We start from the raw sequence: 24940 nt of genomic DNA, 5'->3' as shown, positions 1-24940 counted from the left end.
CCTATTTCTTCAGCTTAGGATCAAGCGCGTCACGAAGACCATCACCGAAAATGTTGAAAGAAAGCATTGTTAAGCTGATTAGGATCGCAGGGAACAAGAAGCGCCATGGATAATACAGCCAGCCGGTGAGTGAGTCATTGATCATCGATCCAAGTGAAGCAACAGGAGCTTGTACACCAAGACCCAAGAAGCTTAGGAAGGCCTCAGCAAAGATAGCATTTGGTACAGACAGTGTAATGGTTACGATAATCGGACCAACCGCGTTCGGCAGAAGGTGCTTGAACAACAGTCTCGCAGAACCAGCACCCATGGAACGGGACGCCAATACGAATTCGCGATTCTTGAGCTGCATAATTTCTCCACGCACAATCCACGACATCGTAATCCAGCCTGTAATGGTTAGAGCTAGGATGATTGTTCCAAGACTTGGCTCAAGAACGACCAAGAGCAAGATTACAACCAGCAAATATGGAATAGAATACAAAATTTCAGAGAATTTATTCATAATATTATCTACACGGCCGCCGAAGAAGCCCATAATGCCTCCGTAGATAACACCGATGAACAAGTCGATGGCTGCCGCAGCAAGACCAACGATCAAGGAGATCCGTGCACCGTACCAAGTACGAACAAAGATATCACGACCAAGATCATCCGTTCCAAACCAGTGATCGGAGGAAGGGGGCTTGTTGGTGCTCATCAAATCATTAGAATAATAGTTATATTTCGAGATAAAAGGTGCAAAAATCGCTGCAAGTACAATCAAACCCAGGATACCGAGCGCAGTCATCGCCATTTTATTTTGACGCAACCGTTGCCAAGAGTCTTTCCAAGCAGAGAGACTCTCACGCTGGATAACTTCGGCTTCTTTTTCATCCACACCGACTTTTTGAAAATCTTCCGGTTTTAGATTTAGCAAGTTATTTTCAGTAGCCACTCTTTAGCCCTCCTTTCCTCCACTTAATTTCATACGTGGGTCAATCAATACATAAGCAATATCAGTAATAAAGCGGGCAACCATGAGTAATACGCCATAGAAAATGGTTATCCCCATAATAACGGTATAGTCACGGACACCAATCGCTTCCACGAACTGTTTACCAATACCCCCAACACCAAAGATCTGCTCGATAACAACCGAACCAGTTACGATGTTAGCTGTCATTGGACCCATATAAGTAACAACAGGTAGAATTCCGTTACGAAGTACATGACGGCTCAGAATAGCCATCCAGCTCAATCCCTTTGCTTTAGCCGTTTTGATATAATCCGCATTCAAAACTTCAAGCATGCTTGAACGGGTCAAGCGGGCGATAAAGGCGATCGGCTGTGCCGAGAGCGCGGCCACGGGTAAGAAATAATAGATTGGCCCTTTAAAACCTGAAACCGGTACCCAACCCAGTTTGAAAGCAAATACGTACTGCAGTAATGACGCGACTACAAAGCTCGGAACCGCAATCCCCAGAACTGCCAGCACCATAGCTGCGCTGTCAATAAACTTTCTGTGATAGAGTGCCGCCAACATGCCGAGAAATACTCCGACAATAACCGCCACAACGATTGCGACGAGTCCCAGCTTCAGCGACGCTGAAAAGGTTTGACTGATCAAATGTGATACATCTTGATTTAGGCGTTTCATTGAGACACCTAGGTCACCTTGGATAATATCACCTAAATACTTAAAATACTGATGAGAGAGCGGCTTGTCCAGACCATATTGTTCCATCAGACGTGCTTTAATTTCTGGCGGTACCTTCTTTTCAGAAGTAAACGGATCCCCCGGAATAGCTTTCATCAAGAAAAAGGTAGCTGAAATCAATACAAATAGAGAAACCAACATATAGAAAAACTTATTTGCGACATAACGAACCATCCCCATCACACCTCCTCCGACAATTTTTGATACACATAATAATGATTTTATGAAAAAAACGGATTTTTGTCTATTTTCTATATATGTTATTAATAACATTAATTAACAAATAGACAGGAGTACAAAAAAAAGGGATATATATGGAATTCCACATATATATCCCGAAGTATTCTGCAACTTCAGTCAACTAACTATTCTGTTGTAATTACTAAAGCAATATCTTAGTGCTCAAGCAAGTATCCGCGAGTCAAGTCAATTGCACCACTAAAGTCAAGAGTAACACCTTTAAGGTACTCTTTAGTCAGGGAGTTGTTAGTGTAGTAGTACAAAGGAATCAGAACCATATCTTGCTCGATGAGCAATTTTTCAGCTGCAGCAAACTTTTCTTGACGTACTGCCAAGTCAGTGCTTGTTTTAGCTTCGCTGATCAATTTGTCATACTCAGGGTTAGCGTAACCAGTATCATTGTTACCGCCACCTGTTACCCACATATCAAGGAAAGTCATTGGATCATTGTAATCCGCAGTCCAACCAGCACGAGCAACTTGGTAGTTCAGGTTTTGACGGTTTTCAATAAATACAGCCCACTCTTGGTTAACGGTTTGTACGTCGATACCAAGATTGTTTTTCCACATATCAGCAATCGCCAAAGCGATTTTCTTGTGACCTTCACTTGTGTTGTAAGTCAGGGAGAATGTAGGCAGTTTATCCATACCTTCTTCTTTCAGACCTTCAGCAAGCAATGTTTTAGCTTGTTCTAGATCTTCAGTGAAGTAGCTATCTTTAACTGCTGTACGGTATTCACCATCAGCACCAGCGATACCTGGAGGTACAAAACCGAATGCTGGGAATTGTCCACCTTGAACTACATTGTCAATCAAAGCTTGGCGGTTAAGCGCCATTGCAAGAGCTTTACGGATTTTAGCGTTTGTGAATGGTTTTTCAGTGATATTGAATTCGTAGTAGTATACGGAAGCAATACCTTTACGGCTGAATTCGTTAGGAAGTTCTTTTTGTACGATTGGAATTTGTTCTGATGGAATTTCACCAGTTGGTCCGCCCGCACGATCATATTCACCGTTCTTGTAGCTGAGCAGTTCAGTTGCACCGCTGTTTACAAGGGAGAAATCGATAGCGCTAAGTTTAATGGAATCTTTATCCCAGTATTTATCGTTTTTAGTTACAACAAGAGTTTGACCAGTAGTCCACTCAGTAAGAGTGAAAGCACCGTTAACGATCATAGAATCTTTGCTTGTTGCCCATTTAGGATTACTCTCAATGGATTTGTGTACAGGGTAATAAGTGTAGAAGGAAAGCAATCCAAGGAAGTAAGGAGTGGAGGATTCAAGAGTAACTTCAAGAGTTTTCTCATCAATCGCTTTGACACCTACTTGACTGAAATCAGTAATTTCCTTGTTGTAGTACTTTTCAGCATTTTTGATGTAGTACAATTGATAAGCGTAAGGCGCAGCAGATGCAGCAGCAGGATCGAGCACGCGTTTCCAAGCGCGAACGAAATCTTCTGTTGTTACAGGATCGCCGTTACTCCATTGTGAATCACGGAGTTTGAAAGTATATACCAGACCGTCAGCGGAAACTTCCCAGCTTTCAGCAACACCTGGTTCAGCTTGACCTGTTTCATCATTCATGCGAGTCAAACCTTCGTACATTGTTTTCAGGACAGTGTTAGCTTGGCTATCTTGCGCCAATCCTGGGTCAAATGTTGGAGGCTCAGAACTAAGGTTAATTCTCAATGTTTGGTCAGCAGCCAATTTTTCTTCTGTAGCTGCATTACCAGTTGCCGTGTTACCAGTGTTAGCATTGTTACCTTTATTGCCGCTGTTTGCATTGTTTCCGCCGCAGCCAGCAAGCACTGTGCCGATAACAAGTACTAATGCAATCATTAGCAATAGACTTTTACTCTTCTTCATCTAGCAGTTCCCCCTAAATAGAATGTGGTATATGGTTTATGATTATACAACCAGTGGTCAAAAAAATCTAGTGCAATGTTTTCAGAAAATATTTTTTTTTTAAAACTTTAAACTTTTGTGACGTTGACGCTTCACCGAAGCAGTGGAACGTTACATCGCTTGTGATATGTAGGTAATTAGCCCAACAAACATAAATAATAAATATCCGACGCTCATAAAAAAGAACGAAAGTCTCCAAACTGCCCGAAATAACCGCTTCCCATCTACCTTTCCTTTCATCCGATTTTGAGCTCCGCCAATCAGTCCAGCGGATATTAATACAATAATTAGTATAAGGTAAAACCCAAAACCGGAATTAAAGATGTTATTAAACAATGCGGAGACCGACAATAATAAAAAAAATGTGGTCACGTCCATAGCGAGCATAAAAGTTTTCTTTTTATCTTTTTTTAAGCCTTTTCCAATGAAAAAAACAATCAAAAACGGCACAATCGGAATAACGCTTAAAGTAATAACCGAATCCATCAGCAGTCCCATAGCTTCACCTCTCCCCAGAGATCATACCCCAATACCTTCTACTAATTGGCAGAGCCAGCGATTTAATGGTGCCGACACTCCAGATCGTTCTGCCATTTCTACAAGACTTCCATTGATCCAACGAATTTCTGTGGTTCTTGAAGCAAGTACATCTGCCAGCATAGATGAAATATTGCCAGACGTTAACCGGCACACCTGAAGGATGTTATCCCAAGCATCCTTATCATAAGTAATTTCACAGAAATCATACACCATTGTTGCTTCTTCAAAAACTTCCTTCATTAATTGGAGGCGTTGCTCTGAAGACAGCAGCTTCCCATTTGGAATACGCCAAATCGCCGTGAGTGGATTAATAACGGCATTGATCAAGAGCTTCCGGTAAATCATGGTATCCACTTCATTCGACAAAAAGGCTGCGAATCCTGCCATTATGAGAACTTCTATTAAATTATTCGCTTTTAAATCATTATGTATGCTATGAGCTTGTCCATCCCCTGAGCTCCATTTTCCTATCCACACCTCCCCTGCTCCTGCATGAATGACCTCAGTTAATGATTTGCGCTTCGCAGCCTCCGTAGTCACAGCTACATATAAATTGGCGTCCGGCAACAAGCCCCCCAACATCTCCATATGTCCTGTACCATTCTGAAAACATATCATATGTACTTGCTCTTCCTTAAGTAGGGATAGAAATTCAGGCAAATCATTATGTAGAGTATTCTGTTTAACCGTCACCACGATCCAATCACTCGGCTCTTCTAGATAAGCACCAGCGAACTCCCCTATTGGCGCGGATACAAACTGATCTTCCGAAATTGTTATCGGCTCGCGTTCATCCTCGTAGGTAACCGTTAAGCCATCACGCCCTAATCGTTGGCATTGTTCTACCCCTCGGCACCACAGTCTCACATCATTCCCGGCTTGGATCAATCTCCCTGCCAGCAGCAGCCCGAGTGAACCTGCACCAATTATATCAATTTTCATATAACCCTCCTGCTGATCTTAAGCACAATTTTTCTAAGTATACCAAAAACCCCGCAAGTGGTGCTTAAAAAGCAGACCACTTGCGGGATTGTTAGTTAACCTATCGTTTATTCAATGCGTTCTAAATTTCCGTTACCATCCATTTTGAAACGAGTCTTCATTTCTTCTTCTTCTTCATTTAAGAAAGCAAGCCTGCGAGCACGATCCATAATCTGAATTAAAGCTTTGTAATCATCGTTGACTACCCGGTAGTCGCTTTGAGCAAGATTAACCTCTTTAGACAACCGCTCATTCTCAGATCGTAATTCTGTTAATTCATCTTCCTTCTCGCGCAGATCTCTTTCCAGCATTTTCAGCTGACGTCCTGCTTCCTGGATCGTACCCTTCCATTGTCTTAAGAAACGAATGACCGCATCAATGGATAATGTGTTTTCACTTAATCCCTCACCGCGCCCAAATTCCTCATCGACATCACCCAGAATCAGACCAGCTACTTGCGCTCCTCTTACTGACGGCTGCTTTTTCAGGTAGCTACGCTTTTGACGCTGCCCTTTAGCAATACCGATTGCACCTTCATAACTTTTCCGAACACAACTGTTCCAGCGGAATCCGCAAGCGGCCGAAGTTCTGCCGATTTTTTCACCCACCTCTTCAAAAGCGGCAAGCTGTGTGCTGCCCTCCCGAATGTGTCGCAAAGTTACTTCTGCCAATATTAGATCATCTTCTGCACTCCAAGCGTCCTGTCTAACGGCTGTCATAAAGCCAAACCTCCTAACAACGTCATGAAATAACCATCTCCATAACCGGCAGTTCTGCCGGGTAGTGAATAGGGATAAAAGCTGCTTACTCCATTTCTATGCTTCTCATAGAGTTCATAGAATCTATTTGATACTAATTTGTATTTCCATTATCTGCGTACATCATACGCATAAAACTATAAATTCTCTTTTTTAAAGCGCTAATCACTCAGGTCAATTATAAAAATCACATTTTTTGAAGATTAGTGCATTTTTTTCAATGAATTCGTTTACACATAATTATGTTGAGGGTATAATAAATCGAAGGAATATTCGTGAGATACATACTGGAAGGGGGACTCTCTCTTGGACCGCATGTTTCGGGTATTAGGTTTTTTCACATTAGCTATTGGATTGATGGCTTTCGCCGGAGGTCTAACAGAAATGGCCTTGCTTTTCTTTTTGCAAACAGCATTTTTCGTAATACTTGGCTATATGAAATTTACTGAAAAAACTTATGTTCTTCTCTTCTGGGCATACATGATTCTGACTTTCACCGGATTTAGTTATTGGACGATCTTTCAAATGGGTCTTCCACTATAAATTGCAGTACTCTTTTGGAGCGGATGAGGTCCTTATCTTATAAGGATCACTTCCGTTTTTTTGTTTGTATGCTATTTTAGAAGGGTTAAACATATTATTAGTACATACATATATCATTTCAAAAAAAGGTGGTGGTGTGGTGCGCTCCCGCAATTTACAAAGCCGCATGATTGCAACCATACTAATTCTCTTCTGCTGTACTTTGTTTCCGTTACAACCTGTGAAGTACTTGTCTGCCGATCCTAGCGGTGATTTTTTCAACTCTGCTATACCAGATAATGAAGAAACCCGTAAACTACTTGAACAGACCTTGTCTTCTGCAGAAATTGAACGTGAAATCATCAAGATTACAGCCGAACAAAAAGCGCTTGAACAAAAGGTAGAAAGCTTGAACAGACAAGCTACCCAGAAAAAAACAGCCATTGCGGACCAACAGGAACGGGCAGGTGCAGTTGTGCGTTCTTATTATATGGGGGATAGAGATAATCTTCTGGTCGCGTTTTTTTCAGCAAAAAGTATCAGCAGATTCCTGGCTCTGTTCGATTATTATGAGATTATTATTGGGAATGACCGCGATATTCTCTCACAATATGAAGAACAATATAAGGATTTGAAGGATACCATTCAGACTGCGAAGCGAAACTCGGAAGAGCTCGCCCGGCTGCGCACGGCTCTGGAGGAACAGCAAGTTCGGGTAAACGCGCTCAACAAGGAAATTGAGGGTGGGATTAAAAATAGCAGCGATCCTGAAAATATGAGTACTCTACTTAAAGAATTCACATTATATTGGGAGAATATCGGCCTGCACGAGGTAAAAACATATTTCAAGGCGTTATCCTCCGCAATGAATAAACTACCACAGTTTGTTCAGAATCGAGAGGGTGTACTGACTCGAAAGGGAATGACTTATGAGCTAAACCTGAAGGAAGAGGATTTGAATGAATTTTTGCAATCACAGAATTCGCTGTTTAAAGACTTCGCCTTTCATTTCAATGACGGTTCAATTACTGCCACTGGAAAAAGCGGAGCGCTAGCTCTTTCACTGACCGGTCACTACACCATTCAGGAAGAACCGATCAACGGCCTTATATTCCAAGTCGATCATATTGTATTTAATGGTCTTGAATTGCCTGACACGACAAGAAAAACGTTGGAAGAAGAATTTGACTTAGGCTTTTATCCTGGAAAAATAGTATCTTTCCTTCGTGCCACGGCAGTAGATAGCCAAGAGGGCGTCTTGCATGTTAAGCTTTCCATTTCATTTTAGGCCTTCTTTTAGATATTCTTTGTAGCCTTCCGCATCTATCTGCCCTGTTAATAGTAATGATACAGCTTCAACAACCTTACTCCAGCCGCCCTGTGACTCATCCTCCGGGGCGGTTTCTTCTGTCAGCAATAGCTCAACATCGAAAGGAAGTTTGTATTTAAAAGCATGCTCCGAACGATAAAGAACATCAAGCGCCGGCAAGCTCCCCGTATTCTCCAACCAATCCAACTGAGCATCCTCTGAGGTGATAAAAGTCAGCCAATTCACAGCTTCCTTTGGACTTTGAGATTGAGCTGGAAGGGCAAAAGATCGACTGTAACAGGATTCAAACCCACCTCCGTTATTGGCAGTCAGCGCCGGAACAGCAGCAAGGGATGAATTACCATGCTTCTGCCACTCGGATAACGGTAAAGAAGCAACCGCGACACTACCTCCTTGTAGCATATCCCAGACATCTTTATTGTAGCGGCTGGTGAGATAAAAATAACTGCGGGCGTTCTGAGTCCAATTCAACACTTCTTGGTTATCTGCTAACAAGCTGCTATTCATGCTCTCCATTACCGCTGACAATCCATAAGGATTACGGGTATCCATCGCGAGTAAATATTTTCCTTGCTCTTTAAGCACATTCTGAAGCAGGATATTCCACTCTTCGAGGCTTTTGGGTAATGCATTAAAACCCAGCTCCGCCAGCCGTTGTGGGGAATAAACGAGCACGTAAGGATCTATATCTAACGGGACTCCCCAATTATATCCATTCCACTGCATCAAGGGGATCAACTGTGTTAACGGTGCACTCCCCGGAACGCTCTGATACACATCCATCGGCAATAAATATCCACGTGTGGCCCAGTCCAGTATGCTTCGTCCATCTGCCATGACTATATCCGGGCTGTCCCCGATCGTTAAATCATGCTTCAATACCTCATCGGCATCCTCAATATCCACATTGCTTAAAATAACCTTTACTCCACTTTCTAAGGTATAACGGTTGCTAAGGAGCTCCAGTTCACTAAATTCTTCGCTATTTAACGATACTCTTATATGTAAGCTATCTATAGTTCCCTCATCTCCGGAAGAGGGATTGGTCGACTGACTTTGCGGTCTTTTCATAGGACGTGGATCGTTACTGGTACTCAATTCCATACTGGGCGACAGGCTTGTCAGCGATAGTAGTAAAATTGCAAAAAGCAGCCAATAATTTTTGCGTTTCAGCACGATTTCCCACCTTCCCTTTTGATTGGTCTCCCCTATTTTACCAAACCCTCCGGTGCTTGTCTTTAGTTTGTGAAACCGTTCTCTTTCTATTATATGGGTGAAACGCTCTAAGAACCATAACCTCCTAAATTCCTCTGCCGTTTCCGGGCGGGCAGGAAAAAGCCGGGAGTGTTTGCTTCTCCCGGCTGAAAACTGGATTCATGAACGGCTAGAGTAGATCCGCGGCCAATTGCGCCAAGCGGGAACGTTCACCTTTTTCCAAAGTAATATGTCCGCTAATCCCTTGCTGCTTAAACTTCTCGACGATATAGCTCAGTCCGTTGCTCGCAGCATCCAGATATGGATGATCGATTTGCTCCGGATCGCCCATTAGAATGACTTTACTTCCTTCTCCCGCTCTGGAGACAATGGTCTTCACCTCATGACGGGAAAGGTTCTGCGCCTCATCAATAATAATGAACTGTGATGGGATTGAACGGCCGCGAATATAGGTTAAGGCTTCTACCTGTATACTGCCTAACCCCATTAAGATTTTATCGATATCGCCAGCTTTTTTGGTATCGAACAGGAATTCCAGATTATCATAAATAGGCTGCATCCAGGGTCTAAGCTTCTCATCCTTCTCACCGGGCAAGTAACCAATGTCCTTACCCATAGGAACAACCGGACGGGCGATAAGCAATTTTTTGTATTTATGTTCATCCTCCACTTTGAATAGTCCGGCTGCAAGCGCCAATAACGTCTTCCCTGTCCCAGCCTTACCCGTGATCGTTACGAGCGGGATTTCATCATTTAGCAGCAGCTCCAGTGCCATTCGTTGTTGAGCATTACGGGCGCTAATCCCCCAAACCGAATCATTGCCCAGATAGAGTGGCTCCAGACGTGTGGCATCACTATTCACTTTGAGAAGAGCTGATTTGCCAGTGCCAATCTCATCCTTGAGAATCACAAATTCATGAGGGTACAACGGATACGACAACGCGAGCTGTTTTACCGTCAGAGAGCGGTGACTATAATATTCATCAATCAATGCGGGATGCACCTGCAGAGATTGGTAACCAGTGTATAGTTCATTTAAGTCTCCAGTACGATCTGACAAATAATCCTCTGGCGTAATTCCAAGTACATCCGCTTTAATACGAACCAGTACATCCTTGCTCACAAGCACAACGGGACGCGGATCAGGCTTCTCATTCTCTTCATTCAAATAATTGAGCGCAACAGCCAAAATCCGATTGTCGTTAGACACCTCACCAAACATTTCCTGTACCTTCACAAAACTGCGATGGTTAAGTTCTACCTTCAGCTTGCCTCCATGCTCCAGTTCCACACCACTATGCAAATGACCTAGTTCCCGGAGTCCATCAAGCAATCGGGATACCGTACGGGCATTCCGACCGATTTCGTCAGCATTGCGCTTCTTGGAGTCGATTTCTTCCAGCACAACGGCCGGAATAACCACCTCATGCTCCTTGAAAGAGAAAATTGAATTGGGGTCGTGCAAAAGCACGTTGGTATCTAGCACAAATATCTTGTTCATATTATCCCCTCCACAGCGCCTGGTTTGATTGATCATACATAACTCTTTCCGCCAAGGGAAAAGATAAGGTACAGAAACGATTCATTGGCTGAAAGGAGTAATCACATATGAGAAAATCAATATGTCTGTTGCTGGTACTGCTGCTACTGACAAGCTGCGGTATCGCTAATAAAAAGACATCACCCTCTCCTCAGAATAAACAATCTGCGAATGCTGTAAAGGGTACGGGGAACCATGAGGTTCGGCAATTGTCCAATGATGGTGCGACTAATCCTAAAGCCACCTCAAAAGCTGGTCAAGCCGTCAATGTTAATGGAGAAAATGAAATTGCACTTAAGGATCATTTTGAACAGTTGGCCAAAAGAGTTCCCGGTGTAAATGGCGCACACTGTGTAGTCATGAACAAAGTTGCCATTGTTGGTCTTGATGTAGAAGGTTCTCTAGGCCGCTCACGTGTAGGAAGCATCAAATATTCTGTAGCAGAAGCTATCCGCAAAGACCCAAGAAGTGTACGGGCGCTTGTCACAGCGGATATGGATCTCTCCAGCAGATTAGCGGAAATGAGCCGCCATATCTCCAAGGGACATCCGATTTCCGGATTCTCATCCGAGCTGGCTGATATTATCGGACGAATCATGCCACAGCTGCCAGAGGATACCAAGCCGCAAAGAAATGCACAGTAGTGGATAAAGGACAAAAGAAGTCCTTAGAATTCAAAAAAAGCCCAGTGATATTTTCACTAGGCTTTTTTCATGGCAGCAAATACTTGTCCGTCCAACTTCTCAGCGGCACGTCCATCATAAACTTTCGCATATCTTGGGGCGGAGTCAAGCTGCGCGCCGTAAAAAAGCGCGTTGCGGACCGCTTTAATTTCAACATCAAAACAGCACATCTTAAAGGGAACATCCTCTAGCGGGTCCTGCCTTACAGCAGCACTACCGTTAATGGCATAGACAGTTCCTTCACCAAACACAGTTATAGTTATTAATGGATTAACCTTCATATTATTCACAAGTCTTGAACGATGATCAATAGCCAAACGCACAGTACTAGGACTAACAGCATAAAGCCACGAAATAGCTGTGGATGTAGGACCGCCTGTCTCCGCATCAACTGTGTTTAGAAGAACAAAGGTTTCCGATTGCAGCATCGATAGCAAAGTTTCATTCAGCTGAGCAACGGCTTCGGACATAAGTACTGGCCCCCTATGCGACGTTAATTCATTCGATTTATTATATTATAGCACAGGCTGAAACTTGCATTCAATTTTAGCTATGGAAGATATTAAGGTCCTCAAGGCGTCTCAGCAGTTGTCGAATCAGCTCCAGTGGAAATTCCTGCAATTCGATCCTGCAAGCTTTTCTTAGCGGCCTCCAACTCCTCATCATTAATATATACATATGGACTTCGCCACGTTCCAGTAACCGGCTTGAATTCGATATTCTCTTTGGAAATCTTCCAATACGTCGCAATCATATCTTTGATTTGCGAATTTTCGATATCTGTCTTCATGTTACTGTCCACTGCATCAAGCACCTTGCCGATTTTCAATACGCCACCAAGCGATTGCATCTGATCCACCAGACTATTCAGGACTTCGTTCTGGCGTTTGTTGCGATCAAAATCATCTGAAGCGTTAGTCTTAGGCTTGCAATTGGATTTACGATACCGCACATAGTCCAATGCATTTTTTCCATCCAGCTCTGCCGGACCCTTTTTCAGATTGATATTCGTGCCGTCCACAGTGTCTGTATAACACATATTTTCACTAATATTTACTTCGACTCCCCCAAGCTCGTCCACCACATCCCGGAAGCCCTGAAAATCAAGAATCGTTGTATAATCTACATCAATGTCCAAATACTTACCCATCATCGTCTTCATCTCGTCTTCAGCCAGTAGACCGGAGGATTTCTCCTTACCCTTGAAGCGAGCATAAAATTCATTAATCTTCGTTTTCTTATAGCCGCTTAGCTCCACATAGGTATCACGAGGAAGCGAAACTATGGTCGCTGATTTGGTCTTAGGATTAAGTGCTGCAACCATGATTACGTCAGTCAAATAAGACTCGTGTTTAGGTCTGTTATCCGTTCCCAGTATAAGCATCGTCAGTGGCTTTTCTGAAGCGGATTGCCCTGGAGCAACCGTACCCTCAACCCCTGCATTAAATACGCCATGCTCAAGCTTCCAATACAGATAACCACCATAACCCAGCACGCCGAGGATCGCAATAATTAGCAAAGTTAACAATACTCTAACTAATCTGCCAAAAAAACCTCTCTTTTTCACTTTCTTTTTCGTTTTTTTCTTAGAAACACCCTTCACAGGCTGTTTTCTATTAGTAGGTTGTTGCCCGTTTGCTCTTGGAGGTAAACCGCTGTTTCTTGTACTCATAATAGAATAAAGTCCTTTTCATTTCATTTAGAATTAGAATTGCTACATTAATTAGACGATCCTTAAGGTAAAAAAGTTGCGATTACGATCTCTTCGCTGCTGCTGCGGCCTTTCTCTTCTGTCGAGCTTCTACTATATAACGTATCCGTACCATCAGCATTAATCCGACAGCAACCAACAGACACTGGATAATCGGAAGCTTATCATGTTGGAAAATTAGGAGCATGCCAGAGCCAATCGCCATCATTATGTAGAGCATGATTTCCTTGCCAATCGATAACTTTTGATTCACACGAAAGACTTGATTATAAACAAAAGTAAGCAATATAAAGATAACAATATAAGCGACGATTGGATGCTCAGCGAACCACACCTGCATAGATAACCGCACTCCTCCCAAATTTAAGATACGTTTACATTATATCATCAGTAGGGGAATTTTTTGTTTCTTATATTAAAAAAAGCCGCCGGATGCAATAATCCGGCGGTCTTATTCATAAGCATGTGTTTACGCGTTGGCTTGTGCTGTTTTACGTTGTTTCTCTACACGTTCGCGTTCGCCTTTGTTCAGAATCTTTTTACGCAAACGAATGGATTTAGGTGTAATTTCACAATATTCATCATCGTTCAAATATTCAAGTGCGCCTTCCAAAGAGAAGGTGCGTGGTGTCTTCATTTTTACAGTATCATCTTTGCCTGAGGTACGCATGTTGGTAAGTGCTTTTTCCTTACAGATGTTAACGATAATATCGTTATCACGGGTATGCTCACCTACGATCATACCTTCATAAATTTCTGTACCTGCATCCAAGAAGAGAATACCACGATCCTCAACACCCACGATTCCGTATTGAGTTGTTGATCCAGTCTCACTTGCTACAAGCACACCTTGATGACGTCCGCCAACTTGACCAGCAACCAGTGGAGCATAGCTGTCAAAAGCATGGTTCATAACGCCGTAACCGCGTGTCAAAGTCAAGAAGTAAGTGTTGTAACCAATCAAACCACGTGCAGGAATCAGGAACTCCAGACGTACTTGACCCGTACCGTTGTTAATCATATTGACCATTTCGGCTTTACGAGTACCCAGACTCTCCATAACAGAGCCCATGCTTTCTTCTGGAATATCAATCATTAGACGCTCAAGCGGCTCCATTTTGACACCGTCGATTTCTTTAATGATTACTTGTGGTTTAGAAACTTGCATTTCGTAACCTTCACGACGCATATTCTCGATCAGAATACCAAGGTGAAGCTCACCGCGTCCAGAAACGATAAATGCGTCAGGACTATCAGTTTCTTCCACTCGCAAGCTCACATCTGTTTCAAGTTCTTTAAAGAGACGCTCACGTAGTTTACGGGAAGTTACCCATTTACCTTCTTTACCAGCAAAAGGACTGTTATTCACTAGGAATGTCATTTGCATGGTTGGCTCGTCAATCTTCAGAACCGGAAGTGCTTCAGGGTTTGCAGGATCAGCAATGGTCTCACCAATGTTGATGTCCTTGATCCCTGCAATAGCAACAATATCCCCTGCGCCCGCTTGCTCTGTTTCAATACGTTTCAAACCTTGGAAGCCGAACAATTTCTCGATACGTGCAGTTTTGCTCTTACCATCACGCATAATAACTGTTACAGATTGACCTTGTTTGATCACACCGCGGTTAACACGTCCAATCGCAATACGACCCAAGTATTCGTTATAATCCATCAACGTTACGAGGAATTGAAGCGGTTCTTCAACACTTTCGGTTGGAGCTGGAATATGTTCAACGATGGTTTCGTAGAGCGAAAGCATCGTTTCATCTTGTTTCTCAGGATCCATGCTTGATGTACCATTAAGAGCAGATGCATAAACAACCGGGAATTCCAATTGTTCGTCATTTGCTTCAAGTTCGATGAACAAATCGAGCACTTCATCAATAACTTCCTTAGGACGAGCAGCTGGACGGTCAATCTTGTTCACGACAACGATCGGTGTAAGTTTTTGTTCCAATGCTTTACGCAGAACGAATTTCGTTTGCGGCATGCAGCCTTCATAAGCATCAACAACCAGCAATACACCGTCAACCATTTTCATGATCCGTTCTACTTCGCCACCGAAGTCAGCATGTCCAGGTGTATCCACAATGTTGATCAAAAACTCTTTATAAGTAATTGCTGTATTTTTAGCTAGGATTGTAATTCCACGTTCCCGCTCGATATCATTAGAGTCCATAGCACGTTCTTGCAAGTGCTCATGGGCGCTGAAGATCCCCGATTGTTGAAGGAGCTGATCGACGAGTGTTGTTTTGCCATGGTCAACGTGGGCAATGATCGCAATGTTGCGAATATCTTTTCTTGAATGCATGATTTGTATCCAAATCCTCTCATTTATCAAATTAAAACTGTTAAAATTCATAGCATGTCACGGCAGTCTCACAAAAGAAGCGCCAGGCAGAAAGCCGACGCTTCAACATAACATTAATATTATAGTGAAAGCACCATGAAAAGCAAGTCTTTTTATGAAAAAACAGTTACCAATTTCCGTTTTTTTTCACAAGATCCTACAGCAATTAACTTCGGTACCATCTATTCCGGCCACGTGCTCTGCCTCGACCGGTAATCAGCCAAATTCCTGCAGCTATTAATACAATCCCGATCAGGTAGATCGCACCGGTACCCATAAGGCTGAAAATACAAAGTGCAAGGCTTAGTAAGCCTAATGTTACAGCAATTGCTGATAGTCCACCCATCCGTCTTGGTTCATAGATAGAATATTCATACAAGCCCACGGCAAGACCAAGCAGCAGCACAGGCCATAAGTTACTCATAAGCCCCCATCCCCAAATATTGCAAAGGCCAAACAACAAACCGTACACCGTTAATATCCCAGCAGGAACCAATACTGAGGCCGAAGCACGACGGCTGAAAAATAACATGTGCAGCACTATTCCTGGAATTAAAATCACTAGAGGCCAAAGCGCGCGGCCCAAAAATCCGAAGACGCCCAGCTTACCTAATAAAATCACGATGCCAGCAGCAACAATAAAAATTCCTAGCTGTATATCTTTCTTTGAAGACATCCTTCACCCATCCCTTCAATTTCACGTCTACCTCATTTCCTCGTCACCTTATAGCCTGAAAGCGACAGGATTCTTACTCATATATTATCCGAAACATACACAAAATGCCATCACTCCCTGTGATTAATCAGTGTCTATAAGCACTTCTGATCACGCAAAAAAAACGGACAATTCCAATTTATGGAGATGTCCGTTTAGTATTGCCTTTTATTGCAATTTATTAACCTGCAGATGTTTTTCTGCGTTTAATTGCTCCCGTAACCACAACTAATATGCCTAAGGCAATGGGCAAAAAGGAATGTAAGGAGGGGAATAAAAAGGAGAGCATTGTCCCTAATTTTGCATCCTGAAGCAACATATCCCCTGCTGTAAACGCCAGTATATAAGCACCGATAAATACGAGCACTGGAAACCGGTGCAGCCAGCCTACAATGATGCCGCTTCCCCACACTACTATCGGAATGCTAAGGGCAATCCCGATGACAATTAAAGCCAAATCTCCTTTAGCTACTCCTGCAATGGCTAGTACATTATCCAGACTCATAATGAAGTCTGCTACAAGAATCGTTCGGATTGCTTTCCAGACTGAGGATGATTCCCTTACTCTGAGATCCTCCTCTTCCTCCAAAAGCAGCTTGAACGCTATCCATAGCAGCAGCATCCCCCCTCCAGCCTGAATATAAGGGATTTTTAATAGCAATACCGCAACAAAAGTAAGCAAACACCGCAGAACAACTGCGCCTGCTGAGCCCCACCATACCGCAGTCTTTCGGTGCTTCGCCGAAAGATCCTTGCTGGCCATTGCGATAACCATTGCATTATCTCCGCTCAGCACCAGATTGATCATCAATATTTCACCAAGGAGCAATAATGAATCCATTCGCACTTACCTCCCCGAGTCACATGTAACTACTTGTATGTTCGGAAATGACAAGCTATGCTTCCTGTCCAACTTTTTTTGAGCGTGAACGCATGTTGGCTCCTTTTTTTGCGTATACAAAACTAAGCATATTTTGCAGCTCAATCTAACAAAACTTGGGAGTGACTTCGCTTTGAATACATCCATCTGGGAGTTTATATTATCGCTGCTCAACATTATTTTTCTAGATCTTATTCTGGCGGGAGATAATGCCATTGTGATCGGACTTGCAGCGCGTAATTTACCGTCCGACACGCAAAAAAAGGCTATCGTATTTGGAACAGCAGGCGCTGTAGTGTTGCGGATCTTCGCAACGATTCTGGTCGTATGGCTGTTGAAAATCCCCTGGTTACTGCTTGCCGGAGGGATTTTACTCATTCTGATTGCCTATAAGCTGTTAACCAGTGAGAACACTTCAACAGATATCAAGGCAGGTCAAAGCTTGTGGTCCGCTGTAGGTACAATCATTTTAGCTGATGCTGCCATGGGCCTTGATAATGTGATCGCCATTGCCGGAGCTGCCAAGCATAATATCTCACTGGTTATCATAGGACTGCTGATCAGTGTCCCCATCGTTGTGTGGGGAAGTACCCTTTTTATTAAATTAATCAACAAATATCCATGGATCATTTATATTGGTTCTGCTGTCTTAGGTTTTACTGCTTCAAGTATGATGACGGATGAACATCAGCTTGCGCCATTTTTTGATCATCATCCGCTGCTCAAATATCTGTTTATAATCGTGATCATTATAGGTATCTTGGCAGCGGGACATTGGAAACGCCAATCAAAACCAGAAGAGCCTCAGGAGGGCACAATCGTCTAAACCACAAAAAACTGCCTCAGAACGTAGATTTCACTACGCTCCAAGGCAGTTTTTTGGTTTATTATTTTAGAACCATTCTTCCTGTAATCCAGCCTCAACACTTACAACATCACTAGGCTTCTCATCTCCATAGGGAGTGATTAACACAGTCTCTGTGGCTTCAATCGCTGCTTCCAGAAGTTCAGAATATCCCGGAAGCGTAGCCTCTATCTTATCCACAATCCGTAAATTCGGATTTGTTGTAGGTGATTTTGGAACAAATAAAGTACAACAATCCTCATAAGGAAGGATAGACAAATCATAGGTACCGATGTTCTTCGACAGGTCCACGATATCACTTTTGTCCATCATTACCAGCGGACGCAGAAGGGGGAGGGTTGTCGCCCGGCCAATCACGTTCATGCTTGGCAAGGTCTGGCTAGCGACTTGTCCCAGACTATCCCCGGTTACAATCGCCAATGCACCTTCGCGCTCCGCAAGCTGGGTAGTAATTCTCAGCATTGCCCGCCGCATCAGTGTAATAATCAGATTATCCTGGCCGATGCCGGTAAAGGAAGTCTGCACTTCTGTAAAGGGTACCAGATGCAGCTTGATTACACCCGCATAACGTGACAATACTCGCGCAAGATCCACAACCTTTTGTCTAGCAAGCTCGCTTGTATAAGGATAACTGTAGAAATGCACGCACTCCACTTCAAGTCCGCGCCGCATGGATGACCAGCCTGCTACGGGACTATCAATGCCACCGGACAGCAATAACATCGCTTTTCCGTTAGTGCCTAATGGAAATCCACCTACACCGGCAATATTTTCACAGAAAATATAAGTATGTCCCTGACGAATTTCGACCCTCAGCTCTAATTCAGGCGATTTAACGTCTACGGTGAGGCCAGGATATCCTTGCAATAGTGGTGTCGCGATCAGTTTATTCATCTCAATGGAGCCGTAAGGGAACTCTTTCCATACCCGCCGAGCATTAACCTTAAATCTGGTGCCCGGAGCAGGCGCGATTATCTCCAAAAATTGACGGCTTACCGCTACAATATCCTCAAGCTCTGACTTAGAAACCTTCACTGGACTGACAGAAGCAATGCCAAAGACATTCTTCAGTGCTTGTACCAATTCAATCGCAGATTCCCCGTTCAGTTCCACGTAAATTCTTCCGAATTCCTTGCTCAGAACTACGTTTGGATAAGGCTTAATCAATTCCTTCACATGACGCAGTACGGTTTTTTCAAATCGGGTACGATTTTTGCCCTTTAAAGTAAACTCCCCAAAACGCAGGAGCAGCATATCAGCGTATTCTATACTATGGGCTCTGCCTTCTGCAGATTCCTTGTTCATCATGCTCATTTGTTACTTCATTCCTCCTTCAGCAATCTTTAAAGCTTGTACCGCACTGGTTAATGCTTGCTCAAGCGCAGAGACATCCTCATCTGTATGACTGTCGCCAAGGCTAATACGAATCCCACCTAAAGCACTGGAGACATCTTTACCCATAGACAATAACACACGACTAGGCTCAGCCAGTCGTGAGGAGCAAGCCGAGCGGGTGGAGACTACCATCCCCAGTTCCTCCAGCTTGCGGGCGAATACCTCTCCCTTCATGCCAGGGTAAGAGAAATGCACAATATGGGGAGCTCCATCCTCTCTGCTGTTTATAACAAATTCAGGAACGGTGCGCAAGAAGCGTAATAATCGATCTCGGAGTGGAACCAACTGGGCAACGAAGGTTTCGCGCTGCTCACCACTCATGCGGATAGCTTTGGAGGATGCGACAATCGCAGGTACATTTTCAGTTCCAGCGCGTTGTCCTTCTTCATGAGAGCCCCCTGTAAGCAATGGGAATAGCTTAATTCCATCTTTGATATACAGTAATCCCACTCCACGTGGGCCTCGAAGCTTATGAGGAGACAGGCTATAAAGATCCACCTGCCAATCCTTTAGATCAACTGCAAGCTTACCATATCCCTGAACACCATCTACATGAAATAAGGTTCGCGGATTCACAGCTTTAATCAGCTTACCCATCTCTTTAAGCGGTTGTATCGTTCCAATCTCGTTATTGACATGCATCACACTAACAAGCACTGTGTCGCGCCGGACAGCAGCAGCTACGCGCTCAGGATCAACAACGCCAGTGCTATCGGGTGCTACAAAAGTAACCTCCCAGCCCATTCGCTGCAATTGCAGGAAACTCTCATATACAGAGGGATGCTCTATTTCTGTAGTTACCAAATGGCGGCCTCTAGACTGATATTGCAGAGCAGCGCCTTTTATCGCCAAATTATTGCTTTCCGTTGCACCAGAAGTAAATAGAATCTCCTGCGGTTGTACAGATAAAGCAGCAGCGCATACTTCACGCGACCGTCTGATCAGCTTACCCGCTTCACTGCCCGCACGGTGCAAAGAGGAAGGGTTCGCATAATGCAGCTTCATAATTTGTTCCATCGTCTGCACCACTTCTTCATAGGGCGGTGTAGCGGCGGCATAATCCCAGTAAAGCATATGTCAAATGTCTCCTTTACTTCGTTGAGTGAACTTATTATCGAAAAAGGATCAAACGGTGTTTCCCGTTTGATCCTTTTTATTATACCGCGTATTGAGCGCGAGCGCGTTCTATTTTGAAGATATAAGACTGTGTCTCTTTTGGAAGCAGGCTAAGTTTCTCCAATAATTCCTGATCATTGGTTACTCCAAGATCTGTTACCCGTCCCGGCCCTGCGTTGTACGCTGCAAGTGCCATCTTTTCCTCTCCGCCAAAGCGTTTCAGTTGATAAGATAAATAACGTACGCCGCCATCAATGTTTTGCGCCGGATCGAACGAATCAGTAACCCCTAAGCCGCTCGCGGTGCCATCCATAAGCTGCATTAAACCTTTAGCCCCTGCCGAAGAGACCACATTAGGATTAAACGAAGATTCAGTATCAATCACTGCTTTGATCAGATCAATCGGCACGCCATATTTAGCACTCGCCTTCTGGATGAGATCATCATAGCTTGTAGGTGTAGAACCCGTTATTTCCCCGGAAATTATGTTATTGAAGGTTTCTGTTGTCCCACCTATCTGCTGCCATAACAAGCTGCTGACTGAAGTTGCATCCGGGAGAGAGGTCAAATAGCTTGAACTTTCACTACTCGTTGACATTGCCTGAAGCATTGTCGCAAATCCAGAAGCTGAAACCCCCGTTGACCGTTCATTTCCATTCGCGGAGCTAGTTTTTTCGGTTGTAGCCTTAAGGTTGATCCATTTAAGCTGCCCTAACCCGTCGGTTACAGCGGGATTGATCTGCATGCTGGCGCACTCCTTTTTTTGTCCTACTCGAATCATATATAAGGTTTCGCGTTGAAATTTCGATGAATTACGGCTTAATCTTACATTTTATCTGAGATTATTGCTATATGTTGGAATGAAAAAACAGACTTCAGACCCTGATATTTAGGTCTAAAAGCCTGTTTAGATCAAAGCAATTCAGTTCTTTTTAGCGCGCAAAGGGAATCATCACGAAGTAGCTTAGTGTCGCAACAATCCCTAAGCCCATTGCCCATGCCCCAAGCGTTTTTTGCTCTTTGACATAGGAATAATAACCAACTACGGCAGCGATGGGTCCGAGAATAAAGGACCAGATGAACAATGAGGCGATTCCCATCCCCAGTCCAACATACCCCATTACCCGGCTTCCACTATATTCCGCTTCACTGTCCTTGCGCTCTTCCACTATACGCGGGGCATCCCGTACCTGCATTGGAACCGGATTTACCTCAGCAGCGTATTCTTCGCGATGCTCTCTGTCCCGACGAGGATAGTCCACTCTCCGCGGACGAAGAATGACTTTTCTCGGAACGGATTGTTCCCGTGATGAGCTTGATTCATTATCCTTTTCTGTGTCCATTCTGGCGGCCTCCTAAGCGTTCGGCTTAAACGTCAGACAACATGTTGCAGATGATGTACTGGCATGATCGCGGTGACCTTCATTCGTCATTTCTTCAGCATATTCTTCCTTATAACCATTGCCTACGTGCTTATCGATCTCAATGACAATTTCTTCAGCCCGGCATAAATTATGCTCACCCCAATAATGACAATTGCTCACGCTACATTTTACTAATGGTTTTTCACTCGACATAATTATCACCTCGGCTTCATTATGTCCGCTCCATTTACCCGCTATTCGACAGAGTGGTTTCCAGTTGATGTATCGAGACAGGCTTTCAATCCACGCAAAAAAGGACCAGCTCATCGTCATTACAAAATGACAAAGTGCTGATCCCTTTAGATCACTATTTAGAAGTTAAACCTGATTTTGCATACGTTTCTCGGTCAAATAGTCGTTCTCATAATAAATGAGATCATCGCGAAGATCTTCATACGTTTTGGTGATTTCTAGGATGATATCACGTGCGGGACGTACTGGCTTTTTGCGGAAACGGATTGCATCCTGACCAGTATAAGCGTAACGGCCATCTTCAGAATAGCTTTCATTTTTCGGATAAAAGAAGTTGTTCACGCCATAGTGATATACATTATAAAGCGCTTTCTGTGCAAAAGATTCATCGAATGTCGCACGACGCAGCGCAACGCCTAATTTCTCATATGACATTTCCGAGAACACTAATAGATGACGAAGATCGGACAGAAAACCTTGGTAAAATTGTACAGTTTCCTCATCTCCCTCAACTACAAGCTGAGGCAATGCATGCTCATTTAGAAATACTTCCATTTTGTCGATTACCACTTTAAGTTTATCTCTCGTCGATTCACATAATTTCTGCACATTGGCTGCTGACATAGCGGTTGCTCCTCCTTATTATTCCCTGCTCTTGTAGTCAATAAAGTTAATCCTCTGAAAGAAACCGCCCTAAGGACGTATCTCTTTATTCTTGCAATATCAGGATGTGAACACAGAGAAGTCTAACCTTCTGAACAATTATTAAGAACAACATCTAATGAGGTATCTCTTACAAAATCAAGAAGACAATTCGAGATACTTATTCTCTCTGATATTATCATAAAAAACGTTAGGAAGGTATCCTTTTCTAAGATGCATAAAAGATACGCTCTCTTCTAAACCTATAGACATTACATTGCATAGAGGAGCGGAAATCATGTCACGAAAAAATCTAACAGTTGCAGGTTTGGTTACAGCAGCTTTTACAGTTGGGTTACTTACCTTTGCCCTGCGGCCTGCCACTAATGGGACGACCAGAGATGCCGCTAAAGTCGCTGTTCAGAATCCGGCTCCAACTTCAGCTTTGCATTCACCTCCAAATCCCTCTCAGGAAAAAACATTAAAGAAAACCTCCTTAGGCCAGGATGTGGAGGCGACAGATCATCTGAATAGAGTCGATGTCAGTAGACATTTAACTAAACTCCTGTCTGAAACAGACGGGATGTCTTCGATTCATGATAAATCAGTGTATGCGAAACGATTGCAGCAAGACCACGGGTTTATCTCCATGCTGATGTGGATCGATTTTCGCACACAAAAGACTGAGACCTTTAAGTCATCTTTTCCAAAAGGAACCGAACAGGAGAACAAGCAGCTTCAAAAATATCTCAATACGGCAAAATCAGCAATCCACGGTCATCAATCCTATGAATCTCCAACGTTTACAATTGGTAAAGAAAAATATTACTTTATCGCTCAGCGGAACAAAGAAAAAAATGTAGGGATTATTGCACTTATCAACCAAAAGGTGCTTGGGCGTGTGGCAGACCATCAGCTGAAGAACCTGCGTCTCATTCCGTATCCTAAGGAAGGCAAATACCATGTGGAATCAGTCCATACCGATAACTTAAAGGACATTACGGTCAAGACAGGCCATGATAACGAAAATGCCAGCCATTTTTATGAGAATGAAATTGTAGTCCGTTTTCAGGGAAATACTCCGACTCAAGGACAGCTCCAGACGATAGTCGCCGATATCCACTGCAAGCAGCCACGCAAGCTGGGATATGCCTATATCTTTCGCTCTGAGAAGATGACCTACTATCAGCTCAAATCCTATTTCACCAACAAATGGCATCCCGAATATACGGAACCTCACTATATGTATTTAACCAATGATACCATCACTAAAAACGCTGAAGGAACTGTCACTCCTAACGACATGTTATTCTCCACTTACCAATGGAACCTCCCGGCGATTGAAACCGAGCTAGGGTGGAATCTTTCCAAAGGCAGCAAAGAAGTGGTTGTGGCCGTGGTGGATACGGGAGTACAGATTAATCATCCTGATTTACAAGGTAAGCTTTTGACTGGTTATAATGCCATTACTAATGGTTCCACACCCGAGGATGATGTAGGTCACGGTACACATGTATCTGGAATCATTGGCGCACTTGTTAACAACGGAGAAGGTGTAGCTGGCATCAGCTGGTACAATAAGATCCTCCCTGTAAAAGCGCTAGATAACTCAGGTGCCGGAACGACTTATTCCGTAGCAGAAGGTATCATATGGGCAGCTGACAATGGTGCAAAGGTTATTAACTTAAGTTTAGGGAATTATGCCGACTCTCAGTTCCTTCATGATGCGATTAAATACGCCTATGACCGGGACATCGTGCTTGTGTCTGCAGCAGGCAATGATAATACAGAGCGGCCTGGATACCCTGCAGCTTATCCCGAAGTGATTGCAGTGGCTGCTACAAATGCTTCAGGGGAAAAAGCCTCCTTCTCCAACTACGGCGATTATATTGATGTCGCTGCACCCGGAGAAAGCATCGCAAGCACCTATCCGGACAGTCAATATGCCGCTTTATCCGGCACGTCAATGGCCAGTCCCCATGTCGCTGCGCTGGCGGGTCTGGTACGTTCACTAAATCCTAATCTGACGAATAAGGAAGTTATGGACCTTATGACCAAAAACGCTGTGGATCTGGGAACTTCCGGCCATGATAAATATTTTGGCTGGGGTCAGGTCGATATTTATAAAACGCTACAAGCGGCAAGCGGCAATCAAGTCCCATTGCAGCTTTTCCCTCAACATGTACGCCAGCAAATGAATCAATTAAAACAAAAAACAAAGAACACCCCTTAACCGTG

Annotated in this window: 25 protein-coding genes; 5 read left to right on the top strand and 20 right to left on the bottom strand. The window is 43.6% G+C overall.

Annotated elements, in window-relative coordinates:
- Position 1 precedes the first annotated feature (1 nt).
- The 6 genes from NST45_RS04200 to NST45_RS04175 all read right to left on the bottom strand — a co-directional run bounded on the left by NST45_RS04200 (position 2) and on the right by NST45_RS04175 (position 6083).
- Positions 2-937, bottom strand: a complete 936-nt coding sequence (locus tag NST45_RS04200; RefSeq protein ID WP_036683689.1) for an ABC transporter permease — start codon at positions 935-937, stop codon at positions 2-4.
- A 3-nt stretch (positions 938-940) separates the two neighbouring features.
- Positions 941-1873, bottom strand: coding sequence for an ABC transporter permease (locus tag NST45_RS04195; RefSeq protein WP_036683691.1), 933 nt, complete (start codon positions 1871-1873; stop codon positions 941-943).
- 221 nt (positions 1874-2094) lie between these two features.
- Positions 2095-3804, bottom strand: coding sequence for a peptide ABC transporter substrate-binding protein (locus tag NST45_RS04190; protein WP_036683694.1), 1710 nt, complete (start codon positions 3802-3804; stop codon positions 2095-2097).
- Positions 3805-3954: 150 nt separating this feature from the next.
- A complete protein-coding gene (locus NST45_RS04185; RefSeq protein WP_036683696.1) occupies positions 3955-4341 on the bottom strand; it encodes a DUF3397 domain-containing protein in 387 nt (128 codons plus the stop codon).
- 21 nt (positions 4342-4362) lie between these two features.
- Positions 4363-5325, bottom strand: coding sequence for a 2-dehydropantoate 2-reductase (locus NST45_RS04180; protein ID WP_036683699.1), 963 nt, complete (start codon positions 5323-5325; stop codon positions 4363-4365).
- 107 nt (positions 5326-5432) lie between these two features.
- On the bottom strand, positions 5433-6083 hold the full coding sequence (locus tag NST45_RS04175) for an RsfA family transcriptional regulator (RefSeq protein ID WP_036683702.1): 651 nt from the start codon (positions 6081-6083) through the stop codon (positions 5433-5435).
- A 345-nt stretch (positions 6084-6428) separates the two neighbouring features.
- Here NST45_RS04175 and NST45_RS04170 point away from each other — a divergent pair, with 345 nt between their 5' ends.
- Both NST45_RS04170 and NST45_RS04165 read left to right on the top strand, forming a co-directional pair.
- Entirely contained in the window at positions 6429-6665 is a 237-nt protein-coding gene (locus NST45_RS04170; protein WP_036683705.1) for a DUF2626 family protein, read from the top strand.
- Positions 6666-6804: 139 nt separating this feature from the next.
- Positions 6805-7932: a hypothetical protein gene (locus NST45_RS04165; RefSeq protein WP_235219499.1), complete on the top strand. Its 1128-nt coding sequence runs from the start codon at positions 6805-6807 to the stop codon at positions 7930-7932.
- Here NST45_RS04165 and NST45_RS04160 read toward each other — a convergent pair.
- Both NST45_RS04160 and NST45_RS04155 read right to left on the bottom strand, forming a co-directional pair.
- Positions 7924-9150, bottom strand: a complete 1227-nt coding sequence (locus NST45_RS04160; protein ID WP_036683707.1) for an extracellular solute-binding protein — start codon at positions 9148-9150, stop codon at positions 7924-7926. The genes NST45_RS04165 and NST45_RS04160 overlap by 9 nt on opposite strands.
- Before the next feature lie 208 nt (positions 9151-9358).
- The gene (locus tag NST45_RS04155) at positions 9359-10690 is read right to left on the bottom strand and encodes a PhoH family protein (protein ID WP_036683710.1); all 1332 of its coding nucleotides are present in this window, start codon (positions 10688-10690) and stop codon (positions 9359-9361) included.
- Positions 10691-10797: 107 nt separating this feature from the next.
- Between NST45_RS04155 and NST45_RS04150 the strand changes: the two genes are divergently transcribed.
- Complete coding sequence (locus tag NST45_RS04150; RefSeq protein ID WP_036683713.1) at positions 10798-11373, top strand: YhcN/YlaJ family sporulation lipoprotein; 576 nt, start codon at positions 10798-10800, stop codon at positions 11371-11373.
- A 56-nt stretch (positions 11374-11429) separates the two neighbouring features.
- Here NST45_RS04150 and NST45_RS04145 read toward each other — a convergent pair whose 3' ends face one another.
- From NST45_RS04145 to NST45_RS04120, 6 genes are all read right to left on the bottom strand, one after another.
- The gene (locus NST45_RS04145; protein WP_036683715.1) at positions 11430-11882 is read right to left on the bottom strand and encodes a pyridoxamine 5'-phosphate oxidase family protein; all 453 of its coding nucleotides are present in this window, start codon (positions 11880-11882) and stop codon (positions 11430-11432) included.
- A 101-nt stretch (positions 11883-11983) separates the two neighbouring features.
- Entirely contained in the window at positions 11984-13084 is a 1101-nt protein-coding gene (locus tag NST45_RS04140; protein ID WP_076141837.1) for an LCP family protein, read from the bottom strand.
- An 82-nt stretch (positions 13085-13166) separates the two neighbouring features.
- Complete coding sequence (locus tag NST45_RS04135) at positions 13167-13463, bottom strand: YlaH-like family protein (protein WP_036683721.1); 297 nt, start codon at positions 13461-13463, stop codon at positions 13167-13169.
- 129 nt (positions 13464-13592) lie between these two features.
- Complete coding sequence (typA, locus tag NST45_RS04130) at positions 13593-15434, bottom strand: translational GTPase TypA (protein ID WP_036683723.1); 1842 nt, start codon at positions 15432-15434, stop codon at positions 13593-13595.
- A gap of 205 nt (positions 15435-15639) precedes the next feature.
- Complete coding sequence (locus NST45_RS04125) at positions 15640-16149, bottom strand: hypothetical protein (protein ID WP_076098541.1); 510 nt, start codon at positions 16147-16149, stop codon at positions 15640-15642.
- 220 nt (positions 16150-16369) lie between these two features.
- Entirely contained in the window at positions 16370-17029 is a 660-nt protein-coding gene (locus NST45_RS04120) for a TerC family protein (protein WP_036683728.1), read from the bottom strand.
- Between the two features lie 172 nt (positions 17030-17201).
- Here NST45_RS04120 and NST45_RS04115 point away from each other — a divergent pair, with 172 nt between their 5' ends.
- The gene (locus NST45_RS04115) at positions 17202-17894 is read left to right on the top strand and encodes a TerC family protein (RefSeq protein ID WP_076098540.1); all 693 of its coding nucleotides are present in this window, start codon (positions 17202-17204) and stop codon (positions 17892-17894) included.
- Positions 17895-17960: 66 nt separating this feature from the next.
- On the opposite strand, the gene thiI is transcribed toward NST45_RS04115, so the two are convergent.
- The 6 genes from thiI to NST45_RS04085 all read right to left on the bottom strand — a co-directional run bounded on the left by thiI (position 17961) and on the right by NST45_RS04085 (position 22684).
- Positions 17961-19241 (bottom strand): tRNA uracil 4-sulfurtransferase ThiI, encoded by a 1281-nt coding sequence (gene thiI, locus NST45_RS04110; protein WP_232061544.1) that lies wholly within the window; start codon positions 19239-19241, stop codon positions 17961-17963.
- 9 nt (positions 19242-19250) lie between these two features.
- Positions 19251-20402 (bottom strand): cysteine desulfurase family protein, encoded by a 1152-nt coding sequence (locus NST45_RS04105; RefSeq protein ID WP_076098539.1) that lies wholly within the window; start codon positions 20400-20402, stop codon positions 19251-19253.
- 82 nt (positions 20403-20484) lie between these two features.
- On the bottom strand, positions 20485-21189 hold the full coding sequence (locus NST45_RS04100; RefSeq protein WP_038572880.1) for a lytic transglycosylase domain-containing protein: 705 nt from the start codon (positions 21187-21189) through the stop codon (positions 20485-20487).
- 187 nt (positions 21190-21376) lie between these two features.
- Positions 21377-21787 carry a hypothetical protein gene (locus NST45_RS04095; RefSeq protein WP_036683759.1) on the bottom strand — a complete coding sequence of 137 codons (411 nt, stop codon included), beginning with the start codon at positions 21785-21787 and terminating at the stop codon, positions 21377-21379.
- Positions 21788-21799: 12 nt separating this feature from the next.
- Positions 21800-22021, bottom strand: a complete 222-nt coding sequence (locus NST45_RS04090; RefSeq protein WP_036683762.1) for a DUF1540 domain-containing protein — start codon at positions 22019-22021, stop codon at positions 21800-21802.
- Between the two features lie 165 nt (positions 22022-22186).
- On the bottom strand, positions 22187-22684 hold the full coding sequence (locus NST45_RS04085) for a YpuI family protein (RefSeq protein ID WP_036683764.1): 498 nt from the start codon (positions 22682-22684) through the stop codon (positions 22187-22189).
- Positions 22685-23000: 316 nt separating this feature from the next.
- Between NST45_RS04085 and NST45_RS04080 the strand changes: the two genes are divergently transcribed.
- On the top strand, positions 23001-24935 hold the full coding sequence (locus NST45_RS04080; protein WP_339824967.1) for a S8 family peptidase: 1935 nt from the start codon (positions 23001-23003) through the stop codon (positions 24933-24935).
- Positions 24936-24940 lie beyond the last annotated feature (5 nt).

The organism is Paenibacillus sp. FSL R7-0163, from assembly GCF_037969975.1.
GTDB lineage: Bacteria > Bacillota > Bacilli > Paenibacillales > Paenibacillaceae > Paenibacillus_AQ > Paenibacillus_AQ odorifer.
Note: the sequence above shows the minus strand (reverse complement) of the source record. Positions and strands in the feature narration are given on the sequence as shown.